Origin of the sequence: Leclercia sp. Colony189 (assembly GCF_009740165.1) — a bacterium.
Classification (GTDB): Bacteria; Pseudomonadota; Gammaproteobacteria; order Enterobacterales; family Enterobacteriaceae; genus Enterobacter.
The window spans coordinates 2,502,281-2,525,612 of record NZ_CP046557.1; the positions used below are offsets into that span (position 1 = coordinate 2,502,281).

Genomic DNA, 23,332 nt, shown 5'->3' on the forward strand with positions numbered 1-23,332 from the left:
TAACTATCATCAATGCGACAGGTAATAAACGCTATGCGACTGCCCCAACGCGACCCTTATGCTCCTCGCGAGTGGCAGCCTCACGAAAAGCCAATGCTGTTAGGCTCCCCCTCCACCCCGATCCACAGCACGCCCAAACGGGTAGCCTACGGTGTGGTGGGACTGCTGGTATGCCTTACCGGCGCGCTGGGCAATGCCATGGTTTCGGCCAACCTGCAAAATCTGCAGGGCACCTTTGCCGCCTGGTCCACCGAGATCGCCTGGCTGCCCGCGGTGTACGTGATGACTAACGTGTCGATAAACCTGCTGCTGGTGAAGTTTCGCCAGCAGTTCGGCCTGCGCGCCTTTACCGAAGGGTTCCTGGTGCTCTATGTGCTGGTGACCTTCTTTCACCTCTTCGTCAACGATCTCAGCTCGGCCCTGATGGTGCGCGCCGCCCACGGCATGGTGGCCGCGGCGCTCAGCTCGCTTGGGATCTACTATCAGATCCAGGCCTGGCCGGCGAAACACCGCCTGAAGGCCCTGACCATTGGTATCACCGGTTCCTCGCTGGCGATCCCCATTGCGCGGCTCTTTTCCACCGAGCTGCTGCAGCTGGACGAGTGGCGCGGGCTCTATCTCTTTGAGCTGGGTCTGGCGCTGATCTCGCTGGGCTGCGTCATCGCCCTCAAGCTCCCCCCTGGCGACCGGCGCAAGGTGTTCGAGAAGAAAGATTTCATCACCTTTATCCTGCTGGCTCCGGGGATGGCGCTGCTCTGCGCGGTGCTCTCCCTTGGGCGGCTGGAGTGGTGGTTTGAAACGCCGTGGATCGGCTGGGCGCTGGCAGGTTCGCTGGTGCTGATTGTCTCGGCGGTGGTCTTCGAACATAACCGCAGCAACCCACTGCTGAATACCCGCTGGCTCTCCAGCGGCAGCATTCTGCGCCTGGGGCTGATTATGCTGCTGATCCGCATCGTGCTGGCGGAGCAGAATACCGGGGTGATTGGCTGGTTGCAGTATGTCGGGTTGCAGAACGAGCAGATGACCCACCTGGCCTGGGCGATTTTTGCCGGCATCCTCTGCGGCATCGCCGCAAGCTGCCTGACCATCAAACCGACAAAGCTCGCCTGGCCGATTGTCACCTCGCTGGTGCTGATGATTATCGCCTCGCTGCTCGACAGCCAGTCCAGCAGCCTCACCCGCCCGGATCAGCTAATGCTGAGCCAGTTCCTGCTTGGCTTCGGCAGTGCATTCTTCCTGGCCCCGGCGATGCTGGCCGGGATTGGCGGGGTGATTGCCGATCCGCGCAACCTGGTCAGTTTTTCGGTGCTGTTCGGCATGAGCCAGAACATCGGCGGGCTGTTGGGTTCCGCCATTCTCGGCACCTTCCAGACCTGGCGTGAGAAGTACCACTCCAGCCTGCTGGCGGAACAGCTCACCAGCCTTAATCCGCTGGTGAACGAGCGCCTGCAGATCTACAGCCAGATGTACCGGAGCCTGATTGGCGACAGCGCCCTACTGAGCACCCAGTCGGCGTTGCAACTACAGAACGCCAGCACGCTGCAGGCAAATATTCTCGCTTACAACGATACTTATCTTCTGACGGCTGGCATTGCCAGCGCCACGCTGGTGTGGATCCTGTGGCGTTTGCTGCGGCTTCGTATCACGGCCCGTCTGGCGCTGAGAAAGGCCACCGGCAGTAAATAATGGTTTATACAATAATGATGATTGTGCGTTCCCAGGAGTGGTTATGAGTCAGCAGGATGCCGCTAAAGAGCAGGCCAGTACCCGTAATAATCTGCGCGTGGTGTCAGTGTTCGCCGCTGCCGCCATCGGCATCGTTGGCGTGTTGGTGATCCTCTACGCCTGGCAGTTACCGCCGTTTACCCGCCATACCCAGTTTACCGATAACGCCTACGTGCGCGGCCAGACCACCTTTATCAGCCCGCAGGTGAACGGCTATATCACCGAGGTCAGGGTGCAGGATTTTGAGCGCGTCAGGAAGGGTGACCTGCTGCTGCAGATTGACGATCGCATCTACCGCCAGCGGGTACACCAGGCTGAGGCCCAGCTGGCGATGAAAATTGCCGCGCTGAACAACAACCTGCAACAGCGCAAAAGCGCCGAGGCGGTGATCCAGCGTAACGAAGCGGCGCTGAAAAACGCCCGGGCCCAGAGCCAGAAGACCCAGGCCGACTTAAAGCGGGTGAAGGACTTAACCGCCGACGGCTCGCTCTCCATTCGTGAGCGGGATGCGGCGCTGGCGAGTGCCGCCCAGGGCAGCGCCGACATCGACCAGGCGAAGGCCACGCTGGAGATGTCGCGCCAGGATCTGCAAACCGCCATCGTTAACCGCGCCGCGCTGGAGGCTGACGTCGAAAACGCGAAGGCGGCCCTAGAGCTGGCGCAGATCGACCTGCAAAATACCCGTATCGTGGCGCCACGCGACGGCCAGCTCGGGCAAATTGCGGTGCGTTTAGGCGCCTATGTGACCGCCGGAACCCACCTCACTACCCTGGTGCCGCCGCAGCACTGGGTGATCGCCAATATCAAAGAGACCCAGCTGGCAAACCTGCGCGTTGGCCAGCCGGTGAAATTCACCGTCGATGCCCTGAACGACAAAGCCTATGAAGGCCGGGTGCAGAGCATCTCCCCCGCCACCGGGGTGGAGTTCAGCGCCATTACGCCCGATAACGCCACCGGGAACTTCGTCAAGATTGCCCAGCGTATTCCGGTGCGTATTGAAGTATTAGGCAAGCCGGAGGAGTCGGCCCTGCTGCGTCCTGGCATGTCGGTGCAGGTGACCATTGATACCCGGGAGGCAGAATGATCCGCCGCCCGCTAACCGCCCTGCTGATTGCCGCCGCCCTGAGCGCCTGCCAGTCGGTGGATGTTGAGCCAGCGAAGCCGACGCTACAGATCCCCGCCCAGTGGCGCGCCAGCACCGGCCCTGCCAGCCCGGCTGAGCAGATGTGGTGGCGCAATTTTCACGACAATCATCTCAACGCTTACGTTGACCAGGCCCTGCGTAACAACAGTGACGTGCTGATTGCCCGGGAGCGAATCAACGAGTACCAGGCGCGGGTCTACGCCAGCGAGGGTAACCTGTTTCCGACCATGGATGCCGATCTCAATGCGGGTCGCGCCCGTTCTCAGTCGGCGGCAACCGGTCTGCCAACCTATGGGGCGCTCTACAAAGGCAGCCTGACTGCCAGCTACGACGTAGACATCTGGGGGGCGAACCGCCGCACCACCGATGCCGCCCGGGCGAGCCTCGAGGCGCAAAAGGCGGCCGCCGCCGCGGCCGATCTGACGGTGGCCTCCTCGGTGGCCTCGGGGTACGTCACCCTGCTGGCGCTGGACGAGCAGCTTAAGGTCACGCAGTCGACCCTCAAAGCGCGGGAAGAGGCCTTTAACCTGGCACAGCGGCAGTATCAGACCGGCTACAGTTCGCGCCTGGAGCTGATGCAGTCCGACTCCGAGTTGCGCTCGACGCGGGCGCAGATCCCGCAGGTGCAGAACCAGATTGCCCGTCAGGAGAATGCGCTCAGCCTGCTGCTGGGGGGTAATCCGGGGCGTATCGCCCGCAGTGACGATTTCGATGCTCTGACGCCGCTGCGTATCCCGTCGCAACTGCCCTCAACGCTGCTTAATCGCCGCCCGGATATTGTGCAGGCGGAACGCCAGCTCATTGCCGCCGATGCCTCGCTTGCGGCTTCGCGCGCCAGTCTGCTGCCATCGATCAACCTGACCGCGAGCGGATCGATCCAGGATCGCACCCTGCCCGGCCTGCTGGACAACCCGCTGGAGCTGTGGAGCATCGGCGGCAGTATTCTGGCCCCGCTGCTGAACCGTCAGGCGCTGAACGCCCAGGTGGATATCGGCCAGTCGCAGCGCAACCAGGCGCTCTACAGCTATGAAAAAACCGTGCGCAATGCCTTTAAAGAGGTGAACGATAGCCTGGATGCCATCGCCCGCTATGGCGAGCAGTTGACCGAGCTGGTGGCGCAGCAGGCGGTCGCCCAGGAGACGCTGCGCATCGCCCAGAATCGCTACCGCAACGGCTATTCATCCTATCTGGACGTGCTCGACGCCCAGCGCACGCTGTTCTCGGTGCAGACCAGCGTGGTGCAGGCGAAAAATAACCTGCTGCTGGCGCAGATCGATCTGTATAAGGCGCTGGGCGGCGGCTGGTCGGCATCGTAAACGCCGGGCGGCGCTACGCTTGCCCGGCCTACAGGTTTCATAGGCCCGTGCAAGCGTAGCGCCGCCGGGCAATATACGTACTAAGGGGTCAATCTATGCAACAACAGTGGTCTGCCGTAGATAATTACATGATTTCCGAGCTTATTCCTCAGGATGAGGTGCTGCAAAAGGTCCTTGATAATAACCAGCGAGCCGGGTTACCAGCCCACGACGTCGCCGCCAATCAGGGGCAGTTACTGGCGCTGTTTGTCCGCATGACCCAGGCGAGGCGCATTCTGGAGATTGGCACCCTCGGGGCTTACAGCAGTATCTGGATGGCGCGCGCCCTGCCCGCGGATGGCAAGCTGATCACGCTGGAGGCCGACCCGGTTCACGCTCAGGTCGCCCGGCAGAACATTCATCTGGCGGGACTGGAGCAGCGTATTGAGCTGATCGAAGGTCCGGCCCTGCTCTCCCTTGAGCGCTTCGATGCGATCCCGCCTTTTGATCTGATCTTTATCGATGCCGATAAACCGAATAACCCGGGCTATCTGGAGTGGGCGCTGCATTACTCCCGGCCGGGGACGGTGATCATCGGCGATAACGTGGTGCGGGACGGAGAAGTGGTTAACGGCCAGAGCGACGACGCCCGGGTACACGGGGTGCGGCGGTTTATTGAGATGATCGGCGATAATCCGCGCCTGACCGCCACCGCGTTACAGACGGTGGGTGTGAAAGGATGGGATGGGTTTACGCTGGCGATGGTGAACGGTTAAAGAAATGCCCGGTGGCGCTACGCCTACCGGGCCTACAACAACTTCATGGCAGGATTGTAGGCCGGGCAAGCGCATGCGCCGCCCGGCGATGTTAAGCCGAGATCTGCTCCATCGCCTGCAAAATCCGCTTATCGGAGATGGGGTATGGCGTCCCCAGCTGCTGGGCAAAGAAGCTGACGCGCAGCTCTTCAATCATCCAGCGGATCTCCTGTACATCTTCGTCATCGCGGCGGGCCGGTGGCAGCTTGTTCAGCCACTGCTGCCAGCGCTGCTGCACCGCTTCCACCTTCAACATCTGCGCCCGGTCGCGGTGCGGATCGATCGCCATCTTCTCCAGACGTTTTTCAATCGCCTGCAAATAGCGCAGCGTATCGCCTAAACGCTTGTACCCGTTGCCGGTCACAAACCCGCGATAGACCAGCCCCGCCATCTGCGCTTTTACGTCCGAGAGCCCCAGCGCCATGGTCATATCTACCCGCCCTTTCAGGCGCTTGTTGATATTGAACACCGCAGTCAGGATCTGTTCGACCTGCTTCGCAATGTTGACCACAGTCTCGTTGAGCTCAGCGCGCACTTTTTCGTGCAGTTGCGCAAACCCCTCTTCCGTCCAGACCGGGCCGCCAGCAGCGTTGATCAGCTGATCCACGCCGCAGGAGATGCAGTCGTCGATCAGATCCAGCACCTTGCCGTACGGGTTAAAGTAGAGCCCCAGCTTGGCCTTGTTCGGCAGCTTCTCGTGCAGATATTTGATCGGCGACGGGATGTTCAACAGCAACAGACGGCGCAGCCCGCGCCACATCGCCTGCTGCTGCTCCTGCGGATTATCGAACAGCTTGATCGCCACGCTCTCGCGCTCGTCCACCAGCGCGGGCCAGGCTTTCACCTTGTAGTTGCCGCGCTTCTGCTCGTAGCTTTCCGGCAGCTGACCAAAGCTCCAGATATGCAGCCCGCTCTGTTCGATACCGTCGTCGGCCACGGCAGAGAGGGTCTCCTGGACCTTGCCTTTTAAGGCCTCTTTCAGTTCGGTCAGGGAGCGACCTTCCTGCAGCTTTCTGTTTTTATCATCCACTACCCGGAAGCTAATTTTCAGGTGATCGGGCACCTGATCCCAGTGCCAGTCTTCGCGGTCGATGGTAACGCCCGTCATGCGACGCAGCTCGCGCTCCAGCGAATCCAGCAGCGGCAGCTCCAGCGGCGTGGCGCGGCCTAAAAACGCCTCGGCGTAGTTCGGCGCAGGCACAAAGTTGCGGCGCACCGGTTTTGGCAGCGATTTAATCAGAGCGATAACCAGCTCGCGGCGCAGGCCGGGGATCTGCCACTCAAACCCGCTCTCCTCCACCTGGTTGAGCAGCGGCAGCGGGATATGCACGGTCACGCCGTCGGCATCGGTGCCCGGTTCAAACTGGTAGCTCAGGCGCAGCTTGAGGTTGCCCTGGTGCCAGAAGTTCGGGTAGTCGAGCTTGCTGACCTGCTCCGCCCCCTCTTTGATCAACATGCTCTTTTCAAAGTTGAGCAGGTCCGGGGTCTCGCGGCTGACTTTTTTCCACCAGCTGTCAAAGTGGCGGGCAGAAATCACGTCGTGGCTGATGCGCTGGTCGTAAAACTCAAACAGCGTCTCGTCATCCACCAGGATGTCGCGGCGACGGGTTTTGTGCTCCAGCTCTTCCACTTCGCTGCGCAGCTTGAGATTTTCCCGGAAGAAGGCGTGGCGCGTCTGCCAGTCCCCCTCCACCAGCGCGTGGCGGATAAACAGTTCGCGGCTGAGCGCCGGGTCGATCTGGCTGTAGTTGACCTTACGCGCCGCCACCACCGGCAGACCGTAGACGGTGACCTTCTCGGTCGCCATCACCGCCCCCTGCGCCCGCTCCCAGTGCGGCTCACTGTATGAGCGCTTCAGCAGATGCTGCGCCACCGGTTCGACCCACTCCGGATCGATGCGTGCGGCAATGCGGCCCCACAGACGGCTGGTCTCCACCAGCTCGGCCACCATCGTCCACTTCGGCGGCTTTTTGAACAGGCCGGAGCCGGGGAAGATGGCGAAGCGGGCGTTACGCGCCCCGGTAAATTCCTGCTTATCGGCATCTTTCATGCCGATATGCGACAGCAGACCGGTCAGCAGCGCGATATGAATTTCGCGGTACTCCGCCGGCTCGCTGTTGACCGGAATGCCCAGCTCTTTCACCACCTGGCGCAGCTGGGTGTAGATATCCTGCCACTCGCGCACCCGTAGGTAGTTAAGGAAATCGACCCGGCACTGACGGCGGAACTGGTTTGAGGACAGCGCTTTCTGCTGCTCGCCGATGTAATTCCACAGGTTTACAAAGGCAAGGAAGTCGGACTCTTTATCGTGGAAGCGGCGGTGCTTCTCGTCGGAGGCCTGCTGTTTGTCCATCGGACGCTCGCGCGGATCCTGGATGGAGAGCGCCGAGGTGATGATCATCGCCTCGCGCACGCAGCCATGTTTTTGCGCCTCCAGCACCATCCGCGCCAGGCGCGGGTCAACCGGCAGCTGGCTAAGCTGGCGGCCCATGGGGGTCAGCTTGTAGACAGTGGCCTGCTCGTCGGTGGTGATCGCCCCCAGCTCCTCCAGCAGGCGCACGCCGTCCTGGATGTTGCGCTTGTCCGGCGCTTCCACAAACGGGAAGGCGGCGATATCGCCCAGCCCGAGGGCAGTCATCTGCAGAATAACCGACGCCAGGTTGGTACGCAGAATTTCCGGGTCGGTAAACTCCGGGCGTGACAGGAAATCGTCTTCCGAATAGAGACGGATACAGATCCCTTCCGATACACGTCCGCAGCGGCCCTTACGCTGGTTGGCGGAGGCCTGCGACACCGGCTCGATCGGCAGTCGCTGCACCTTGGTGCGGTAGCTGTAGCGGCTGATACGCGCCGTGCCGGGGTCGATCACATATTTAATGCCCGGCACGGTAAGGGACGTTTCCGCCACGTTGGTCGCCAGCACGATCCGGCGGCCGCTGTGGGCCTGGAAGACCCGGTTCTGCTCGCTGTTGGAGAGACGTGCATACAGCGGCAGGATCTCGGTATGGCGCAGGTCGCGTTTGCTCAGCGCGTCGGCGGTGTCGCGGATTTCGCGCTCGCCGCTCATAAAGATCAGGATATCGCCCGGGCTTTCATTTCCCAGCTCATCCACCGCATCGAAAATGGCCTGGAGCTGATCGCGCTCGGTGTCGTCGGCGTCTTCCACCATCGGACGATAGCGGACCTCAACCGGATAGGTGCGCCCCGAGACTTCGATAATCGGCGCATTGTTGAAATGACGCGAAAAACGTTCCGGGTCGATGGTGGCCGAGGTGATGATCACTTTCAGATCCGGGCGACGCGGCAGCAGCTCCCGCAGGTAGCCCAGCAGGAAGTCGATGTTCAGGCTGCGCTCGTGCGCTTCATCGATGATGATGGTGTCATACTGCATCAGCAGCCGGTCCTGCTGGATCTCCGCCAGCAGAATGCCGTCGGTCATCAGCTTGACCATGGTGTTGTCGCTGACGTGATCGCTGAAGCGCACCTTATAGCCGATGCAGCCGCCCGGCTCGGTTTGCAGCTCTTCGGCAATACGGTTCGCCACCGTTCGCGCCGCCAGACGACGCGGCTGGGTGTGGCCGATCAGGCCCTTGATCCCGCGCCCCAGCTCCATACAAATTTTTGGCAGCTGGGTGGTTTTGCCGGAGCCGGTCTCCCCCGCCACAATCACCACCTGGTGATCGCGCACGGCTTCGAGGATCGCCTGTTTTTTCTGGCTGACGGGCAGGTTTTCCGGATAGGTAATGGCCGGGCGCGCGGCTTGGCGCAGCACAACCTTACCCGCCGCCTGTTCAATCTCTTTCGCCATCTCCTGGAAAATGGCCTGTTGTGCATCAGGATTTTTAACCTTCTTTACCCCATGCAGGCGGCGGGCAAAGCGCTGTTTGTCACGCAACATCAGCGGATCCAACTGTTGCATAAGCATCGGGAAGGTTAATTTCTGTTGTTCTGTCATAGCGTTAACGGGCAGTGCACTGCCGGATAAAATCTCTTTGTAATGATTGCTATAGAGTACCACATCGCGGGTTTTTGCGCCTTATTCAAAAAATTCGAACATAGACTTCGATATATTGCGCTATCCCTGCGACAGGATTGTGAATAGAGTGTCAGCAAGCAACGGGGCAACCCCCTCATCAAATACAACAAAGGAATCACCCATGAGCAAAGTATTAGTTCTTAAATCCAGTATTCTGGCAGGGTACTCTCAGTCTGGTCAGCTGTCTGATTATTTCGTTGAACAGTGGCGTGAACAGCACAGCGGTGACGAAATCACCGTCCGCGATCTGGCCGCTCAGCCTGTTCCGGTACTGGATGGTGAGCTGGTGGGTGCCCTGCGTCCGAGCGATGCGCCACTGACGCCACGTCAGCAGGAAGCGCTGGCGCTCTCCGATGAGCTGATTGCCGAGCTGAAAGCCCACGAAGTGATCGTGATTAACGCGCCGATGTATAACTTCAACATCCCGACCCAGCTGAAGAACTACTTCGACCTGGTAGCGCGTGCGGGCGTCACCTTCCGCTACACCGAGAAAGGACCAGAAGGTCTGGTTACCGGTAAACGTGCGATTGTGCTTTCAAGCCGTGGCGGTATTCACAAAGATACCCCAACTGACCTGGTAGCGCCGTATCTGACCCTGTTCCTGGGCTTCATCGGCATCACCGACGTGAACTTCGTCTTTGCTGAAGGTATCGCTTACGGTCCGGAAGTGGCGGCCAAAGCGCAGAACGACGCGAAAGCGGCTATCGACAGCCTGGTCGCGGCGTAAGATCCAACGCTGAAATCTCGCCGGGGAGTGGTGCACGCATCACTCCCCGGCGCTTTTATGTCTCCTGCAAACGAGCCAGCATCCGTGCCCGGCTGAGATAAATAATCGCGCACAGCAGCAGGCTGAGCAAGGCCGTGCAGATAAAGACCCCCGCCCCGGTCATGGCGAGCATCACCCCGCCGATTAACGGCCCGACCGCAACCCCCAGCGTCGATAACGTTGAAGCCCCCAGATAGGCACCCCGGTGCTCCGCCGGCGCGAGCTGATCGAGCAAAATATTCAGGTTTGGCATCAGAATCGCCTCCCCCATACTGAAGACGGCGGTAAAGGTCAGCCAGATCCACACCTCCGTTGAACGGGTGGCAAAAAAGCAGAGCTGCGATAAGGCGAAAATGACGCCGCCCAGAAGTATCCGTTTCGGCAGGTTAATCTGCGCCATAAACCGCACAATCAAGCTCTGAAACACCAGCACGGTGCAGGCATTGGTGACCAGGATCAGGGTGATGAGCTTCACCGCCCCGTTGCCATCCAGTAGCATCAGATACTGCGGCAGGACGGCTTCATAATGGATAAAAACGATACTGCACAAGATGCTACACAGCAGCGCCGCAACATAAATTCGGTCTTTGGCGATAATCCCCATCATCTGATGCAGCCTGATGGCCGGCGCGCTGCCAGACTGCGGCTCGCCCACCAGTTTCCCTGCCGGGATAAACAGCAGTACATAGACGAAAAATGGCAGATAGGTTAAGCCCGTGATCAGGAATGTCCCCTTCTGGGATGTCAGGCCAAAGACCAGACCCACCAGCGGGCCAAACACCGCCGCGACGTTGATCAGGTAGTAGCGCATTTGCAGGGCCAGCGCCCGGCGACGGCGATCGCCCAGCAGATCGCTCATCAGCGCGCGCACCGGGGGATCGACCCAGGCAAAACAGACCCCGATGATCATCAGTCCGGTGATAAACAGCCCCATCCCGCTCGCCTGCGCCAGCGTGATATAGCCCACGGCGGAGAACCCGCACCCCAACAGAAGGATCACCCGCCGCCCCATGCGGTCCGAAATCTGCCCGCCGTACATGCCGAGCACCACCGAGATCAGGGCGCTGCTGGTCATCGCCACGCCAATGGCGATGGGAGACATATGGTAATTCTGGGTCATGATGACGGCGATAAAGGGCCATGCCATAAAATAGCTAAACCGTATAACGAAGGTAAAAAAGAGCAGCGCGTGTACGGTTGCAGGAAATGTTTTTAGCGTCTGAAAAAGCCCCGGTGCCGCGCAGATTTCAGCGGCGGGTTTGGTTGTCATAGGTTGTCCTGTTGGTTATTTTTAATTGTTCTGTTGGCCACGAAATATAGCTGGCTAACTAGTAATAAATTCAATTACCCGCAGGCGCAATAAAAATTTAACAAAAATTTAATAGGTTTTTTGATCTTGAAATTGTGAATTTTTCTTTTGCAGGATTTTTTCAGTGGTGCTTGACTCGCGTTCAGGGTGAAGTATTATCTCTCATTAGAGAATTTTGTCTCACATACGGGAAGCCAGTATGAACAATCAGGACTACAGGGAAAAGCTGGCGGCACGTCTGGCCGCGCTACGCCTACAGCATAACCGTTCGCTGGAGGACCTCTCTGCGGCGTCGGGGATAAGCAGAGCCTCACTGTCACGCATTGAACGGGGTGAAGTCAGCCCCACCGCGGAAGTGCTCAACCAGCTTTGTAGCGTATACGGTATGACCATGTCCCGGCTGATCAGCGAGGTTGAGCAGGTCGCCGATAACCTGTTCCGGGCCGGGGAGCAGCGCCTGTGGCATGATGAGCTCAGCGGGTTTGAGCGACGCCTGTTAATACCGCCGTCTAACGCCTTCCGCTGCGAAATGATTGACGGGAAATTACGTCCGGGTGCTTATATTGAATATCTTCAGCCGCCGGTTCAGGGGCTGGAGCAATATATCTGGTTACATGCAGGGGAGTTGATTATTACCATGAACGCGGAAACATGGCATCTGAAAAAAGGTGACAGTTTACGTTTTCATTTATCGGGAACCTCATCATTCAGGGCACATGAAACTCTCGGCGCCCACTATATTCTGGTGGTATGTAAATCATGATTGAATATAAATGTCTTACTGCTGACGAGGCACGTCAACGCTTCTCAGAATTAGGTGATGTTTTGCAGGCGTGCGTAAAAGATGGCGCGAGTGTCGGTTTTATCGATCCCACCGACCGTCCTGCCATCGATCGTTTCTGGCAGGAAAACATAGATAGCCTTGCGCGCCGCGATTGCGATCTTTTCATCGCCCTGGATAACGGCACGGCAGCCGGTACCGTCATGGTTAACTATTGCGCCACGCCTAATGGCCGCCACCGGGCAGAAATTACCAAGCTGCTGGTTCACCCTCAAGCACGTCGCCAGGGAATTGCAAGCGCGCTGATGATGCAGGCAGAACAGTTGGCCTGGGAAAAGGGACTCGTTTTGCTGGTGCTGGATACACGCAGTGGTGACGTGGCCAGCGACCTCTACCGCTCGCTTGGCTGGCAGACCGCGGGGTCGATTCCGTTTTATGCGCAGTCGGTTGAAAACACCCTGGATTCGACCACATACATGTACAAAGTTAACGAAAACGCCAAAGCCGCTATAGCCAGCCCGGCGATCGCGTAAGTTTGCCCCTCTCACCGCCCGGTGGGAGGTTTTGCTTTTCAGCCCTCACCACCCTTTTTCCAGCACCGCAATATTCTTTCCGTCCCGGCGTTCGAGGTCAAAACTGTCTACCGACAGCAGGATCAGTCTGAGCCCCCGGCCACTTTCTGCGAGCAGCGTGTCGTCATCAAACGCCTCATCACGCGCCGCAGCCAGGCGTTCAGCGGGAAAAGGCGTCCCTGCATCGGTAAAGCGCAGGGTCACGCCAGCGTCGGCGGCGATAAACGTCACGTTAAAAAGCTGGCGTTGATCTTCGTGCAGCGCATAGCGGATGATATTGGTCGCCGTCTCGCAGGCGGCGAGATCCAGCGCAAAGCGCCAGGTTTCGTCCACGGGCAGCGAGGCCATCTGCTGCGCCAGCCACTCCGCCAGCGGCGAGAGCGAGCTTAACGCGGCCGGAAGCGCAATCTCGTGAGACACGGCCATATTATTGATTCAGCTGCGCCAGCGCTGCGGCGCGGTCCGGGCAGATGCGGAAAATGCGATCCATCCGGGTCAGGCTAAACATGTTGCGGATGCCGGGGTTCAGCGCGCAGAGCACCATATCGCCTTTACCGTTCATCATTTTCAGCAGGGAAACCAGGGTTCCCAGACCGCTACTGTCGATAAAATCGATTTTGCTGAAGTCGACGATCAGGGCTTTGCGATCTTCACCGATCTCGCGGGTAATCGCCTCCTTAAACGCCCCCGCCACCGAGGCATCCAGCCGACGCACCGCCGGGGTCATAATGTTCACATCGGGCTGCCGCTCTGTATCAATATTCATTGCTCTTCTCCTTTACGCTCAATCACTAAGAGTGAAACATCATCGGCCATCGTTGGCTGCTCCTGGTTTTCCCCGCTGCGCCAGTGAATAAGGTGCCGGGCAAACTGCGCCAGGAGATCGTTCAGTCCGAGGGCGGCCCCGTGCCGCAGCGCCTCCTGCAGCCGCTGCGGGCCAAACTGTTCCCCGGCGAGGTTTTCACATTCGGTAATGCCGTCGCTGAACAGGCAGAGCCGCTCGCCAGCCGCCAGCGTGAAGTCGACATCCGTCCAGCTGAGATCCGGCATCAGTCCCACCGGTGCTCCGCCGCTGCCAACGGCTCTGACCTCACCGTCCGGGCTGACGATAAAGGGGGTCGGGTGACCGGCCTGGCACAGTTTCCCCTCGCCGGTGTCAAGATCGATGACGCCGTAAATCATGGTGAAATAGCTGACTATCTCTACCTCATCGCTGCAAAAACGGCCGTTGAGGATGCGCACCACCTCGGCGGGGGACGCCACCTCGTCGTCGGCAGTAAAGAGAAAGCGCTCTACCGCCCTGCCGTGCAAAAACTGGCGGGCCACCGCAAGGGACATCATTGCCGCCCCCACGCCGTGGCCGGAGACGTCCACGCAGTAAAAGCCCAGATGGTTATCCAGCGGGAAGACGTTAAAGATATCCCCGGAAACCCAGGCCGAGGGCAGAAAGAGCCAGTCGGAAAAGTAGTCCCGGTAGCGCTGCTGGTGCGCGGGCAGCACCGACTGCTGGATACGCGCCGCCACCTCGAGATCTTGTTCAATCTGGCGTAGGGCCTCACTAAGGCGGGCGTTGCGGGCGGCGAGGGTCGCCTCCAGGGAGAGAATACGCGCCCCCGCATGCAGCCGCGCCCGCAGTTCGCTCTGCTCGACAGGCTTGCTGAGAAAGTCATCCGCGCCGGCGTCAAAACCCAGCGTCAGATCGTCTGGATTTTCACGGGCGGTAAGCAGAATGACATAGATATAGTGACCAATCTGGCGGCTGCGGATCTCCCGGCACAGCGTCAGGCCGTCCATCTCCGGCATTTCCCAGTCGCTGATGACCAGGCTGACCGGCCGGCTTTCGAGGATCTGCAGCGCGGCGAGGCCGTTTTCCGCCTCGCTGACCTTATAGCCCCACTGCGCCAGCATCCCGCTCAACAGCCGCCGATAGAGCCGTGAATCTTCCACAATCAGTACATGCTGCGTCACTCTCTCGCCCCCTAAAGCGGTAAGAACCAGATAAGGCTAACCGTTCCTTCACGAAACTTTCCGTTGCCGCTCTGGTGGCCGGGATAACGGGTGCCGGAATAGTTGGCATACTGAACGGAGAATGAGCCTGGCGTATAGCCCGCATAGCCGAAGCTGTAGCTGTAATCGCCGTTCCAGGGCTGCTGCTGGCTGCTGTCCGGGAACCAGAACGCCGTGGCGCGCACAAAGAAATGTTGTTTGAAGGTGTAACCGCATCCGCCCAGCATCACGTTTTTGTTTTTGCGGATATCGTTGCTCTCCAGATCGTAATAGCGCGGCACCCAGCTGTAGCCCACCTGGCAGATAATGGCGTCTCCTTTGTTGATCAACAGCGTATTCTCCACCGGTTTCGGCAGCGAGAATTTGTAGGCCAGGGTTACCGCCCCCTGCTCGAAGTAAGTGTGACGACCGCTGCCCGAGGTCCAGAAGCGGTTATCCCCGTAGTTGCTGTACACCAGGCTAAGGGTATTCGCGTGCCAGTCGTCGTAGCCAAAGCTGTAGCGGAAGTCAGCGGTGTAGCGGCTGGTGTCGGTGACCGGTAGACGCGACGTGACGTTGGCAAACCAGTAGCTGTAGGGGGAATATTGCAGGCTCAGGTTCAGCGTCTGGTTATATTTTCGCTTCTGCTCCGCGCTGTCTGAGCTGTTGGGGATAGTCATCCACTGCTCTTTCAGGCCCGAGCTAAAGCTCAGCGCGCCGGAAAAAACATCCTCATTGCCAGAGAAAAGCCGCCCCCAGCGGCTGGTAAATACCCCCGCCTGCACCGGCTCGCCGTTGTTGTCGCGCAGTGTCCCGGCATCCTCCTTCGGCGCCGCCTCTGCGCCGGTGGCAATGCACAAGAGTGCGCAGGCCAGCAAATATCTCTCCCGCATCTCCCCTTCCTTAGTTAGGTATCCAGCGTGCGGCGACGTTATATTTCGCCAGTAGCCACAGCACACCAAGCGCCGCTGCATGTACAACGGTGTTCACTATCCACTCCTGACGCCACAGATCGAAGGTCACAAACTGGCTTACCGCGAGCACGACGTAGACGTGCAAAATAAAGGTATAAAGCGAGCGCTGGCCGAGCGGGATAAGAAACCAGCCCGCCAGCCGGTGAAGAGGTTGCCAGCACCAGGTCAGGAGGAGATAGACCGTTACCATCAGGCAGATATCGTTCAGCACCCTCACCGGGCCCAGACCGTTTTTTGCCGCCCAGGTATGGTAAAAAGCGTTAAAGTCCGCCGCGGGGAGGGTATGCATCAGGAGCGCGGGCGGCATAAAGGGGTTGGTATGATTCTGGGCGACAAAGCCGAGGACCAGCGCAACCACCACCAGCGCCGCGACCACCACTTTGCCGGCGGGAGTGCGAGCGAAAGAGAGCAACTCCTCTTTATACCAGCCGCAACTCATCCCCAGCACAAAAATAAACTGCCACGCCAGCAGCGGAAAGGCGAACTCAAACTGCGACGGGGTTATCCGTACCGGCCAGCGCTGCCAGCAGCAGTAAACCAGCAGCGAAAGGCCCAGTAGCCAGTACACCTTATCCCTTTGCAACATACCTAAAAACAGGGGGCTTAACAGCAGGAAAAAGATATAGAGCCCTAAAATTTGCGTCTGGTGAGGGCCAATTTGCAGATAGAGAACAATGTTAAACCAGGTCTCTTTTATCTGCGGCGTCACCGGATAAAGGGACCAGGTAGTGCCCGAAAAACGGTCGGTAAAATGGGTCACTTCAAAAACGTTTATAAAAGGCAAATACCCCAGCAACAGAAAAGATAAAATGATAATAATATTTACCCGATATATTTTCCACGCTCTGAGGTAAAGCTCCCAGGAAATAGTGAGCAAGACAGCTTTTTGTAATCTGGCACGATTTAACATCCCCAGCATAAATCCGGAAAGAATGACAAATCCTTCCGCACCGGTCGTCAGACCAAAACGCTCCCAGGTAAATATATTAAATATCGACATCACTTCTGTATGCGCCACCACCATCATTACCAGCGCAATTCCGCGCATAAAATCAATACGCAGATCGCGATTCCCGGCAAGAGAATAACGCCATGTTCTTGATTTTATGTTTTCTTCTTGCGGTATTGCAGGCGCAATCTGGCTCATAGGGAGTCCTGTTAATGATCCTGAAAAAGCATCGTGCTAATAATTTAGATAGCGTAAATGCCTTCATCTGGCAATTATTGCGGTACACAGGGTAAAACCTTATTAATAATTAACTTTTATTTAAGCGCCCCTAAACTGTTGCAATTTAACCTGCTGGAATATTTTTATCCGCGTTCTACACTTACCTTAAATTATGTTTTTGTGAGCGTTATTTCCGTGGCGTTCTCCCTGTCGGTAACAGGCTTTTAATTTATTGTCATCGTGGAATCAGGATATCCTTCGCTATGGATTTTTATTTTTCCCGTTTTGAACATCGTCGTCCGCCTGAACCGCTTAAAACGCCGCGCTGGGTCATGATGACCTGGCAGGTATTAGCGGTGGCCGCACTTATTCTTGGCGCCAACTATATTTACTGGCGCTGGACGGCCTCATTAAATACCGACGCGCTCTGGTACGCCATTCCGCTGGTGCTGGCGGAAACCCTGGCCTGGATCGGCACGGTGCTGTTCACCATTAACTTGTGGAAGGAAGAGGATCCGCCGCAAACGCCCCCGCCGTCTGAGATCAACGACTGCCTGCGGCCGGAAGATGCCGAGGAGACCAGGCCGATAAAGGTCGATCTCTTTATCGCCACCTACTCCGAAGATGTGGAGCTGGTGCGGCTCTCCATCCGCGACGCCATGAAAATGGCCTACCCTGTACCGCTGGATTACAAGGTACATGTGCTGGATGATGGCCGGCGTCCGGAGATGAAAGCCGTATGCGAAGAGGAAGGCGCTAACTACATTACCCGCCAGACCAATATCGGCTTTAAGGCGGGCAACCTGCGTAACGGACTTGAGCAGACCGACGGCGATTTCCTGATCATCTGCGACGCCGATACCCGCGTTTTCCCCACGCTGCTCAGCCATACGCTGGGTTATTTCCGCGATCCGGACGTCGCCTGGGTGCAGACGCCCCAGTGGTTCTTTGACCTGCCGGAAGGGGAGAATCTGGCGGACTGGCTCGGGCGCAGGGCGGGTAAAGCGGGATACGGCCTGGGCTGGCTCGCCCAGAAATTTATCGGCCCGGTGACCCTTGGCCGGGATCCCTTTTTCAACGATCCGCGCATGTTCTACGACGTGATTTTACGCCGCCGCAACTGGGCTAATGCCGCCTTCTGCTGCGGCGCGGCCTCGGTGCATCGACGCGAGGCGGTGATGCAGGCGGCGCTGCGCAGCTACGTCTGGACCGTCGAAGAGGAGATCGACCGCCATACCCGGGACATACGCGATCCGGCGATGCGCGAAACCCTGCAGGAGGCCATGCGTCCTCATGTAGCCTTCGATACAGAGCTGACCCCTTATAAATTCCACGTTTCCGAGGATATTTACACCTCTATCCTGCTGCACGGCGATGCTGCGCGCCGCTGGCGCTCGGTCATGCACCCGCGCATTGAATCCAAGATGCTCTCCCCGCAGGATATGCTGACCTGGATGATCCAGCGTTTTAAATATGCCGCCGGCTCGCTGGATATTCTGTTCCACGACAATATCTTCAGCCGCCGCCGCTTTAAGCTCTCCCTGCCGCAAACGCTGATGTATGCCACCACCTTCTGGTCCTACATGGCCTGCGTATGGAATACCATTTTCCTGATCTCGCCGATTATCTATCTCTTTACCGGTATTCCCCCGGTGTCGGCCTGGTCTGAGCCCTTTTATCTCCACTTTTTGCCCTTTTTCATCGTCTCCGAGCTGGCGTTTATGTTCGGCACCTGGGGCATATCAGCCTGGGATGGCAGGGCATCGTATCTCTCGTTTTTCTCCATGAATCTGCGGGCGCTCGATACGGTGCTGCGCGGCGAGCAGATAAAATTTCACGTCACCCCCAAAGAGCGGCAGACAGGGCGTTTTCTCTACCTGGTGAAGCCGCAGATCGCTATCGTCGTGCTCACCCTGGCGGGCCTCATCTGGGGCGGAATACAGGTAGCCCGTGGCCAGGTTGACGACCCTTCCGGCTACGTCATCAATATTTTCTGGGGTGCGGTGAATATTGCCGCCATGCTGCCGCTGATTCTGGCCGCCGTCTGGACCCCGGCCGAAGAGGAGGCGAGCCAATGAGAAAACGCGATGCGCTGCTGTCGGCCCGCAGCTACCTCACTATTCTGATCGGTTTCCTGCTGGGCTTCGCCATCGTCGTCTGGGTGGAGAAACAGATGCCTTCGCGCGTGGAGAGCAGCGCGGGCATGACCCTGAGTAAAGATTTCCCACCCCTGCCCGCCACGCGTGAACTCACCTTCGATGAGGCGATCTGGGCCCGGGTAGCCTGGCAATATTATGTCAACAATACCCAGCCGAACGGCCTGGCCAACGCCCACGATGGCGAGCCCTGGTTCAGCCTGTGGAGCATCGGCAGCTATCTTTTTGCCGTGGCGGCGGCAAAACAGCTCAATATCCTGACCACCGGCGAGTTTGATGAACGCATCACCGCGGCGCTGTTTACGCTGGGGCAGCTCCCGCTAAATCCCGAAGGGCTACCCGCCGCTTATTATCATGCGGACACGCTGCAAATGCTGGGCAAGCCAGACTCTTCCGCTATCGGCATGGGCCGCCTGCTCAATGCCCTGCAAACCCTGCTGTGGCGCTATCCCCAGCACGCCGCCGCCGTGCGCGACCTCTTTAACCAGTGGAAGGTCGGAGCCCTGATCGCCAGTAATCCCGCGACCCAGGCCGCAGCGCCGCTCCACCACTGGGCACTGGCGGCGGACGAGCCCAGAAACAGCTTCGGTTATCGTCTGTATGCCAGCCATACGCTTCGGCTGATCGACAGCGCGGCGGGGCTGGCGGTGACCAACCCGCCGGAGGGGCAGCAGATGATCGATATCGACGGCATTATGGTGCCCGACGAGGGGCTACGTACCCCCTGGGGCCGACAGCCATCGCTTATCAGCCTCCCCTACCTGTTAACCGGCCTTGAGCTGGGCTTCGACGCCCAGAGCGCGGAGATCGCCTGGCGCATTATGCAGATCCAGCAGCGCCGTCACGGGCTGCGGGTGAGCAAGCCGCCCATCAGCACCGACTACGCTGAGCCCGCGCCGGACTACGTAAACGATCTGCCCGATCGCCAGCCGCTGCAAACCAGCGCCCTGCGCGATGCCACCCCGGAACAGACCGCGATCACCTCCACCCGCTCCGCCTTCGCCTGGTACGCTCTGTTCCGCAACGGCTGGAGCGAAGCGCTGCGCCAGCAGGTTCAGACGCTGCAGGTGCCCGGCAAGGGGTGGCAGCGCGGACTTAACCTGAACAGCAGCGTGAATGACGTGATTGACGCTGATACCAACGCCATCGTGCTCGAAAGCCTGGCCTATATTGCCCACGGCCAGATGCTCTGTCTGGCCTGTCTGAGCCTGACGACTTCCCCTACTTCTTCAGCAGGAGCTACGCCATGAAGCTGAAATTTCTCCTCTTTTTTCCTCTTCTGGCCGGGCTTATGGCGTGCTGGCTCACGCTTTCCGCTGCACAGGCCGCCAGCGGGCTGCCGGCCTCGGAGTACGAACCACGCAGCGGCGAGCTAACTCCCAGGGAGATGGCTATCGCCAAAAACGCCTGGCAATATTTTGTCGCCAACTTCCAGCCCACCACCGGGCTGGTCAATGCGGTAAATAAATACCCCTCCACCACTATGTGGGACAGCGCCTCCTATATGGCCGCCATGACGGCGGCGCGGGAGCTGGGGATCATTGATAAAGCCGAGTTTGACCGCCGGATGCTGAAATTGCTCGCCACCCTGAACAAGCTGGATCTTTTCCGCAACGAGCTGCCTAACAAGGCCTACAACACCATTACCGGCCAGAAGGTGAACTACCAGAATAAACCGGGGGAGATTGGCTTCTCGGCGCTGGATATCGGCAGGATGCTGATCTGGCTAAAAGTGATCAAAGAGCGTTACCCGGAGTATGCCAACAGCATCGATAACGTGGTGCTGGGGTGGGACTTCAGCCACGTTATCGATCCTTGCGGCATGATGTACGGCGCCTACCTGGAGAACGGCCAGCCGAAATATGTGCAGGAAGGACGGCTGGGCTATGAAGAGTATGGCGCGGCAGGTTTCCAGCTCTGGGGGTTTAGCACCTGTCAGGCCAGCCGCCCGCAGCCTTACGAGCTGGCGGAGATCTACTGCGTGCTGGTGCCCTACGACTCGCGCGATCCGCGTCAAACCAGCCAGCATAACTACGTGGTGACCGAATCCTACGTGCTGTACGGCATGGAGTTTGGGTATGACAATCCGCTGGACCGGAATAACAGCCCGCGCGACTACTCCCATCCGTGGATGAAAAACTTTGCCGACCGGGTCTATCAGGCTCAGGAGAACCGCTACGCGATTACCGGGATACTGTCCGCCCGCTCCGAGCACCAGCTGGATAAGTCGCCCTACTTTGTGTATGACACCGTCTTTAGCGACGGCTTTAACTGGAACACCATCACCGACAAAGGCCAGTATGTCCCCAACACCGCCGCCGTATCCCTGAAGGCGGCGCTGGGGATGTGGGTACTCTGGAACTCGCCCTACACCGACCGCCTGCTGGACACCATTGAAAACGCCAACGAAGAGGGCAAAGGCTACTACGAGGGGCTTTACGAAAACGGCGACGGCCCGATTAAAGAGTTCACCGCCAATAACAACGGCATCATGCTGGAGGCGCTGCTGTTCAAGAAAGAGGGCAAGCTGCTGCGGTTTAATACCGACAACCCGAAAAACCGCGATTTCGCCCCTTCGCTCTGGGACAAAAAGCTGGTGGATCTTTTCGAGCCCAATAATACCCCGCGCAACCGCCCCTTCCTGAGCAGCACCCCGGCGGTTAAGAGCTGGTGTGAACAGACCGGGACCACCCAGCGCACGAAACCCGCCTGCCAGGCCTGCCAGTGCGCCGCCTGTAGTACAGACGAGCCTGTCAAACTGCCGCCGGTGACCGCGCAATGCTTAAAACCGTAGCCCGCTGGCTGGCGGTCGCCCTCCTCCTGCTGCTTATTGCCCTCGCCCTCTTCAGCCGGGAGGGCGCAGGGTGGCGCTGGCTGACGAAGGGCGGCTGGCACACCACCGCGCGCATCGACAGCCTGACGCCGCAGGAGCAGGCGTGGGCCCGCATCGCCTGGCGCTATTTCGAAAATAACACCCAGCCGCAGACCGGGCTGGTGAACGGCAGCGACAAACAGCCGCGGGTCACCCTCTGGCAAATGGGCGACACCCTCGTCGCCCTGCTCGCCGCCCGGGATCTGGGGCTGGTGCAGGAGCCTGAGTTTGACGCCCGCCTGACGCGCCTGCTCGGCACGCTTAACCGGCTGAGCCTGACCGAAACCCGCACCCCGGGCAGGCTTTACTCCAGCCGGACGGCGACCCCCATCGACTTTACCGGTAAACCGGCAAAGAGCGGCTGGTCGGCAAAGGATATGGCCCGACTGATGCTGGCCCTGCGGCTTACTGCCGAACGCGCCCCCCAGTATCGCGAGTATCTGGATAAGATCATTCTGCGCTGGAACTTCTGCCGGGTGATGGATAACGAGGGGGAACTGTGGTCCGCCTCCGTTCAGAACGGCCAGCCGGTGCTGCGCGAGGAGCTGCGTCTGGGTGAGAGTGAGTACGCCGCCAGCGCGTTTCGCCTGTGGGGATTCCCGGCAGGAAAGGCGTTCACTCCCCCTTCGCGTAATGTGATCCTCTTTCAGCGCAGCCTCGCCGTAGATGCCCGGGATCCGCGCACCACCTGGCAACCCTCGCTGCTGACCACCCTCCCCGCGATGCTGCCGGGAGTGGAGTTCGGCTGGCAGCCGCCCGGCGTAACGTCCGATGTGCAAAAAGCGCTGCGCACCCGGGCAGAAGGGATATGGCTCTCTCAGAAATCGCGCTGGGAGCAGGACAAAGTGCTCACCGCGCGGGCCGATTTTTATCTCTCCCAGGCGCCCTGGCACGTTGAGGACACCGTCTGGGGAAACGGCTATGCCTGGAACACCCTGGGGGACGACGGCAAATACTACCCCCGGCTGGCGCAGGTCTCTACCAAAGCGGTCTTCCTGCTCTGGGCGCTGTGGGAAAACGACTATACCGATGCTCTGATGGCGGTCACCCGCCATCTCAACAACCCGCAGCAGGGCTGGTTTGAGGGACGTGTTGAGGCGACCGGCGATATCAACCCGACCCTGACCCTCTCCACCAACGCCATGGTGCTGGAAGCCCTCTATTACAAACACAACGCCGGGCCGCTGTTTGAAAACGGCCTTACGGATGAGAACAGCTATTTCTCCCGCCGCACGACGGATGAATTTAACCCGCCCGGCCTCTGTCTGCCCGGCGAACGGGCCACGAGGGGTGCACCATGAAGTTTTATCGCGATCTCTTTGAGGCAAGCCTGAATCGCGTCTTGCCGGAGAACGACAAAAAGCGCTTTTTTGAGGCCTTCCGGGAGACATTTATCCATATGTCTCCTGAAACGGAGCAGCACTTCGCCCGGCATCCGGAGGCGGAGGGCCAGCAGATGCTCTTTAAGAGCTTTTTCGCCATGCTGGCCGTCGATGGTGCGCTCTTCGTGCCGGACTTTCTGGAGCGGCTGGCGCGAGAGCAGAGCCATGAAGGGCTGCGCCTGCCGCCGCGGTTTTTCGCCCTCTGGCGGGAAGCGATGCTCAGAACCGTTCGCGCCTGCGATCCCCTCTGCGACGAGGAGATCCTCACCGCCTGGGCGATGGCGATCGCGCCCGGGCTGGAGTACCTGCGTCGCCAGGCGGAGCTGCACTATCAGGCGGGAGGCGAATAAC

At 59.1% G+C, this 23,332-nt stretch carries 19 protein-coding genes; 12 read left to right on the forward strand and 7 right to left on the reverse strand.

Going from position 1 to position 23,332, the window contains the following annotated elements; all coding sequences use genetic code 11:
- Nucleotides 1-33 precede the first annotated feature (33 nt).
- The 4 genes from GNG29_RS11905 (at nt 34) to GNG29_RS11920 (ending at nt 4,940) form a co-directional block, all read left to right on the forward strand.
- A complete protein-coding gene (locus GNG29_RS11905) occupies nt 34-1,686 on the forward strand; it encodes an MFS transporter (protein ID WP_409201126.1) in 1,653 nt (550 codons plus the stop codon).
- Nucleotides 1,687-1,729: 43 nt separating this feature from the next.
- On the forward strand, nt 1,730-2,809 hold the full coding sequence (locus tag GNG29_RS11910; RefSeq protein WP_103179780.1) for an HlyD family secretion protein: 1,080 nt from the start codon (nt 1,730-1,732) through the stop codon (nt 2,807-2,809).
- Nucleotides 2,806-4,185, forward strand: a complete 1,380-nt coding sequence (locus GNG29_RS11915) for an efflux transporter outer membrane subunit (RefSeq protein WP_156654600.1) — start codon at nt 2,806-2,808, stop codon at nt 4,183-4,185. The genes GNG29_RS11910 and GNG29_RS11915 overlap by 4 nt, the downstream gene beginning before the upstream one ends.
- 95 nt (nt 4,186-4,280) lie before the next feature.
- On the forward strand, nt 4,281-4,940 hold the full coding sequence (locus tag GNG29_RS11920; RefSeq protein ID WP_103179782.1) for an O-methyltransferase: 660 nt from the start codon (nt 4,281-4,283) through the stop codon (nt 4,938-4,940).
- 91 nt (nt 4,941-5,031) lie between these two features.
- Here the strand turns inward: GNG29_RS11920 and hrpA are convergent, their stop codons facing one another.
- A complete protein-coding gene (hrpA, locus tag GNG29_RS11925; protein ID WP_156654601.1) occupies nt 5,032-8,934 on the reverse strand; it encodes an ATP-dependent RNA helicase HrpA in 3,903 nt (1,300 codons plus the stop codon).
- A 202-nt stretch (nt 8,935-9,136) separates the two neighbouring features.
- On the opposite strand from hrpA, the gene azoR reads away from it, so the two are divergent.
- Nucleotides 9,137-9,742 carry an FMN-dependent NADH-azoreductase gene (azoR, locus tag GNG29_RS11930; protein WP_156654602.1) on the forward strand — a complete coding sequence of 202 codons (606 nt, stop codon included), beginning with the start codon at nt 9,137-9,139 and terminating at the stop codon, nt 9,740-9,742.
- A gap of 55 nt (nt 9,743-9,797) precedes the next feature.
- Here the strand turns inward: azoR and GNG29_RS11935 are convergent, their stop codons facing one another.
- Nucleotides 9,798-11,051 carry an MFS transporter gene (locus GNG29_RS11935; RefSeq protein WP_103179785.1) on the reverse strand — a complete coding sequence of 418 codons (1,254 nt, stop codon included), beginning with the start codon at nt 11,049-11,051 and terminating at the stop codon, nt 9,798-9,800.
- A gap of 238 nt (nt 11,052-11,289) precedes the next feature.
- On the opposite strand from GNG29_RS11935, the gene GNG29_RS11940 reads away from it, so the two are divergent.
- Together GNG29_RS11940 and GNG29_RS11945 are read left to right on the forward strand one after the other, a co-directional pair.
- Nucleotides 11,290-11,853, forward strand: coding sequence for a helix-turn-helix transcriptional regulator (locus tag GNG29_RS11940; RefSeq protein WP_156654603.1), 564 nt, complete (start codon nt 11,290-11,292; stop codon nt 11,851-11,853).
- Nucleotides 11,850-12,404, forward strand: coding sequence for a GNAT family N-acetyltransferase (locus GNG29_RS11945; RefSeq protein WP_156654604.1), 555 nt, complete (start codon nt 11,850-11,852; stop codon nt 12,402-12,404). The genes GNG29_RS11940 and GNG29_RS11945 overlap by 4 nt, the downstream gene beginning before the upstream one ends.
- Before the next feature lie 45 nt (nt 12,405-12,449).
- Here GNG29_RS11945 and GNG29_RS11950 read toward each other — a convergent pair whose 3' ends face one another.
- The 5 genes from GNG29_RS11950 to opgC form a co-directional block, all read right to left on the reverse strand.
- Nucleotides 12,450-12,869 (reverse strand): ATP-binding protein, encoded by a 420-nt coding sequence (locus tag GNG29_RS11950; RefSeq protein ID WP_156654605.1) that lies wholly within the window; start codon nt 12,867-12,869, stop codon nt 12,450-12,452.
- 1 nt (nt 12,870) lies between these two features.
- Nucleotides 12,871-13,209 (reverse strand): STAS domain-containing protein, encoded by a 339-nt coding sequence (locus GNG29_RS11955; protein WP_103179789.1) that lies wholly within the window; start codon nt 13,207-13,209, stop codon nt 12,871-12,873.
- A complete protein-coding gene (locus GNG29_RS11960) occupies nt 13,206-14,351 on the reverse strand; it encodes a PP2C family protein-serine/threonine phosphatase (RefSeq protein WP_409201137.1) in 1,146 nt (381 codons plus the stop codon). Before GNG29_RS11960 ends, GNG29_RS11955 begins: the two co-directional genes overlap by 4 nt.
- A 71-nt stretch (nt 14,352-14,422) precedes the next feature.
- Nucleotides 14,423-15,322: a hypothetical protein gene (locus GNG29_RS11965; protein ID WP_103179790.1), complete on the reverse strand. Its 900-nt coding sequence runs from the start codon at nt 15,320-15,322 to the stop codon at nt 14,423-14,425.
- Nucleotides 15,323-15,332: 10 nt separating this feature from the next.
- Nucleotides 15,333-16,550: an OpgC domain-containing protein gene (gene opgC / locus GNG29_RS11970; protein ID WP_156654606.1), complete on the reverse strand. Its 1,218-nt coding sequence runs from the start codon at nt 16,548-16,550 to the stop codon at nt 15,333-15,335.
- 284 nt (nt 16,551-16,834) lie between these two features.
- Between opgC and GNG29_RS11975 the strand changes: the two genes are divergently transcribed.
- The 5 genes from GNG29_RS11975 to GNG29_RS11995 are packed head-to-tail and all read left to right on the forward strand — an operon-like array spanning nt 16,835 to nt 23,331.
- A complete protein-coding gene (locus GNG29_RS11975; protein WP_156654607.1) occupies nt 16,835-18,649 on the forward strand; it encodes a glycosyltransferase in 1,815 nt (604 codons plus the stop codon).
- Nucleotides 18,646-19,977, forward strand: a complete 1,332-nt coding sequence (locus GNG29_RS11980; protein WP_103179793.1) for a DUF3131 domain-containing protein — start codon at nt 18,646-18,648, stop codon at nt 19,975-19,977. The genes GNG29_RS11975 and GNG29_RS11980 overlap by 4 nt, the downstream gene beginning before the upstream one ends.
- Entirely contained in the window at nt 19,974-21,521 is a 1,548-nt protein-coding gene (locus GNG29_RS11985; RefSeq protein ID WP_156654608.1) for a DUF3131 domain-containing protein, read from the forward strand. The genes GNG29_RS11980 and GNG29_RS11985 overlap by 4 nt, the downstream gene beginning before the upstream one ends.
- Nucleotides 21,506-22,900, forward strand: a complete 1,395-nt coding sequence (locus GNG29_RS11990; protein WP_156654609.1) for a DUF3131 domain-containing protein — start codon at nt 21,506-21,508, stop codon at nt 22,898-22,900. Before GNG29_RS11985 ends, GNG29_RS11990 begins: the two co-directional genes overlap by 16 nt.
- Nucleotides 22,897-23,331 (forward strand): globin, encoded by a 435-nt coding sequence (locus tag GNG29_RS11995; RefSeq protein WP_103179796.1) that lies wholly within the window; start codon nt 22,897-22,899, stop codon nt 23,329-23,331. The genes GNG29_RS11990 and GNG29_RS11995 overlap by 4 nt, the downstream gene beginning before the upstream one ends.
- Nucleotide 23,332 lies beyond the last annotated feature (1 nt).

Coding starts and splice junctions, on each gene's coding strand:
- GNG29_RS11905 (WP_409201126.1), top strand. CDS start 34: ATGCGACTGCCCCAACGCGACCCTTATGCTCCTCGCGAGTGGCAGCCT.
- GNG29_RS11910 (WP_103179780.1), top strand. CDS start 1,730: ATGAGTCAGCAGGATGCCGCTAAAGAGCAGGCCAGTACCCGTAATAAT.
- GNG29_RS11915 (WP_156654600.1), top strand. CDS start 2,806: ATGATCCGCCGCCCGCTAACCGCCCTGCTGATTGCCGCCGCCCTGAGC.
- GNG29_RS11920 (WP_103179782.1), top strand. CDS start 4,281: ATGCAACAACAGTGGTCTGCCGTAGATAATTACATGATTTCCGAGCTT.
- hrpA (WP_156654601.1), bottom strand. CDS start 8,934: ATGACAGAACAACAGAAATTAACCTTCCCGATGCTTATGCAACAGTTG.
- azoR (WP_156654602.1), top strand. CDS start 9,137: ATGAGCAAAGTATTAGTTCTTAAATCCAGTATTCTGGCAGGGTACTCT.
- GNG29_RS11935 (WP_103179785.1), bottom strand. CDS start 11,051: ATGACAACCAAACCCGCCGCTGAAATCTGCGCGGCACCGGGGCTTTTT.
- GNG29_RS11940 (WP_156654603.1), top strand. CDS start 11,290: ATGAACAATCAGGACTACAGGGAAAAGCTGGCGGCACGTCTGGCCGCG.
- GNG29_RS11945 (WP_156654604.1), top strand. CDS start 11,850: ATGATTGAATATAAATGTCTTACTGCTGACGAGGCACGTCAACGCTTC.
- GNG29_RS11950 (WP_156654605.1), bottom strand. CDS start 12,869: ATGGCCGTGTCTCACGAGATTGCGCTTCCGGCCGCGTTAAGCTCGCTC.
- GNG29_RS11955 (WP_103179789.1), bottom strand. CDS start 13,209: ATGAATATTGATACAGAGCGGCAGCCCGATGTGAACATTATGACCCCG.
- GNG29_RS11960 (WP_409201137.1), bottom strand. CDS start 14,351: ATGCTGGCGCAGTGGGGCTATAAGGTCAGCGAGGCGGAAAACGGCCTC.
- GNG29_RS11965 (WP_103179790.1), bottom strand. CDS start 15,322: ATGCGGGAGAGATATTTGCTGGCCTGCGCACTCTTGTGCATTGCCACC.
- opgC (WP_156654606.1), bottom strand. CDS start 16,550: ATGAGCCAGATTGCGCCTGCAATACCGCAAGAAGAAAACATAAAATCA.
- GNG29_RS11975 (WP_156654607.1), top strand. CDS start 16,835: ATGGATTTTTATTTTTCCCGTTTTGAACATCGTCGTCCGCCTGAACCG.
- GNG29_RS11980 (WP_103179793.1), top strand. CDS start 18,646: ATGAGAAAACGCGATGCGCTGCTGTCGGCCCGCAGCTACCTCACTATT.
- GNG29_RS11985 (WP_156654608.1), top strand. CDS start 19,974: ATGAAGCTGAAATTTCTCCTCTTTTTTCCTCTTCTGGCCGGGCTTATG.
- GNG29_RS11990 (WP_156654609.1), top strand. CDS start 21,506: ATGCTTAAAACCGTAGCCCGCTGGCTGGCGGTCGCCCTCCTCCTGCTG.
- GNG29_RS11995 (WP_103179796.1), top strand. CDS start 22,897: ATGAAGTTTTATCGCGATCTCTTTGAGGCAAGCCTGAATCGCGTCTTG.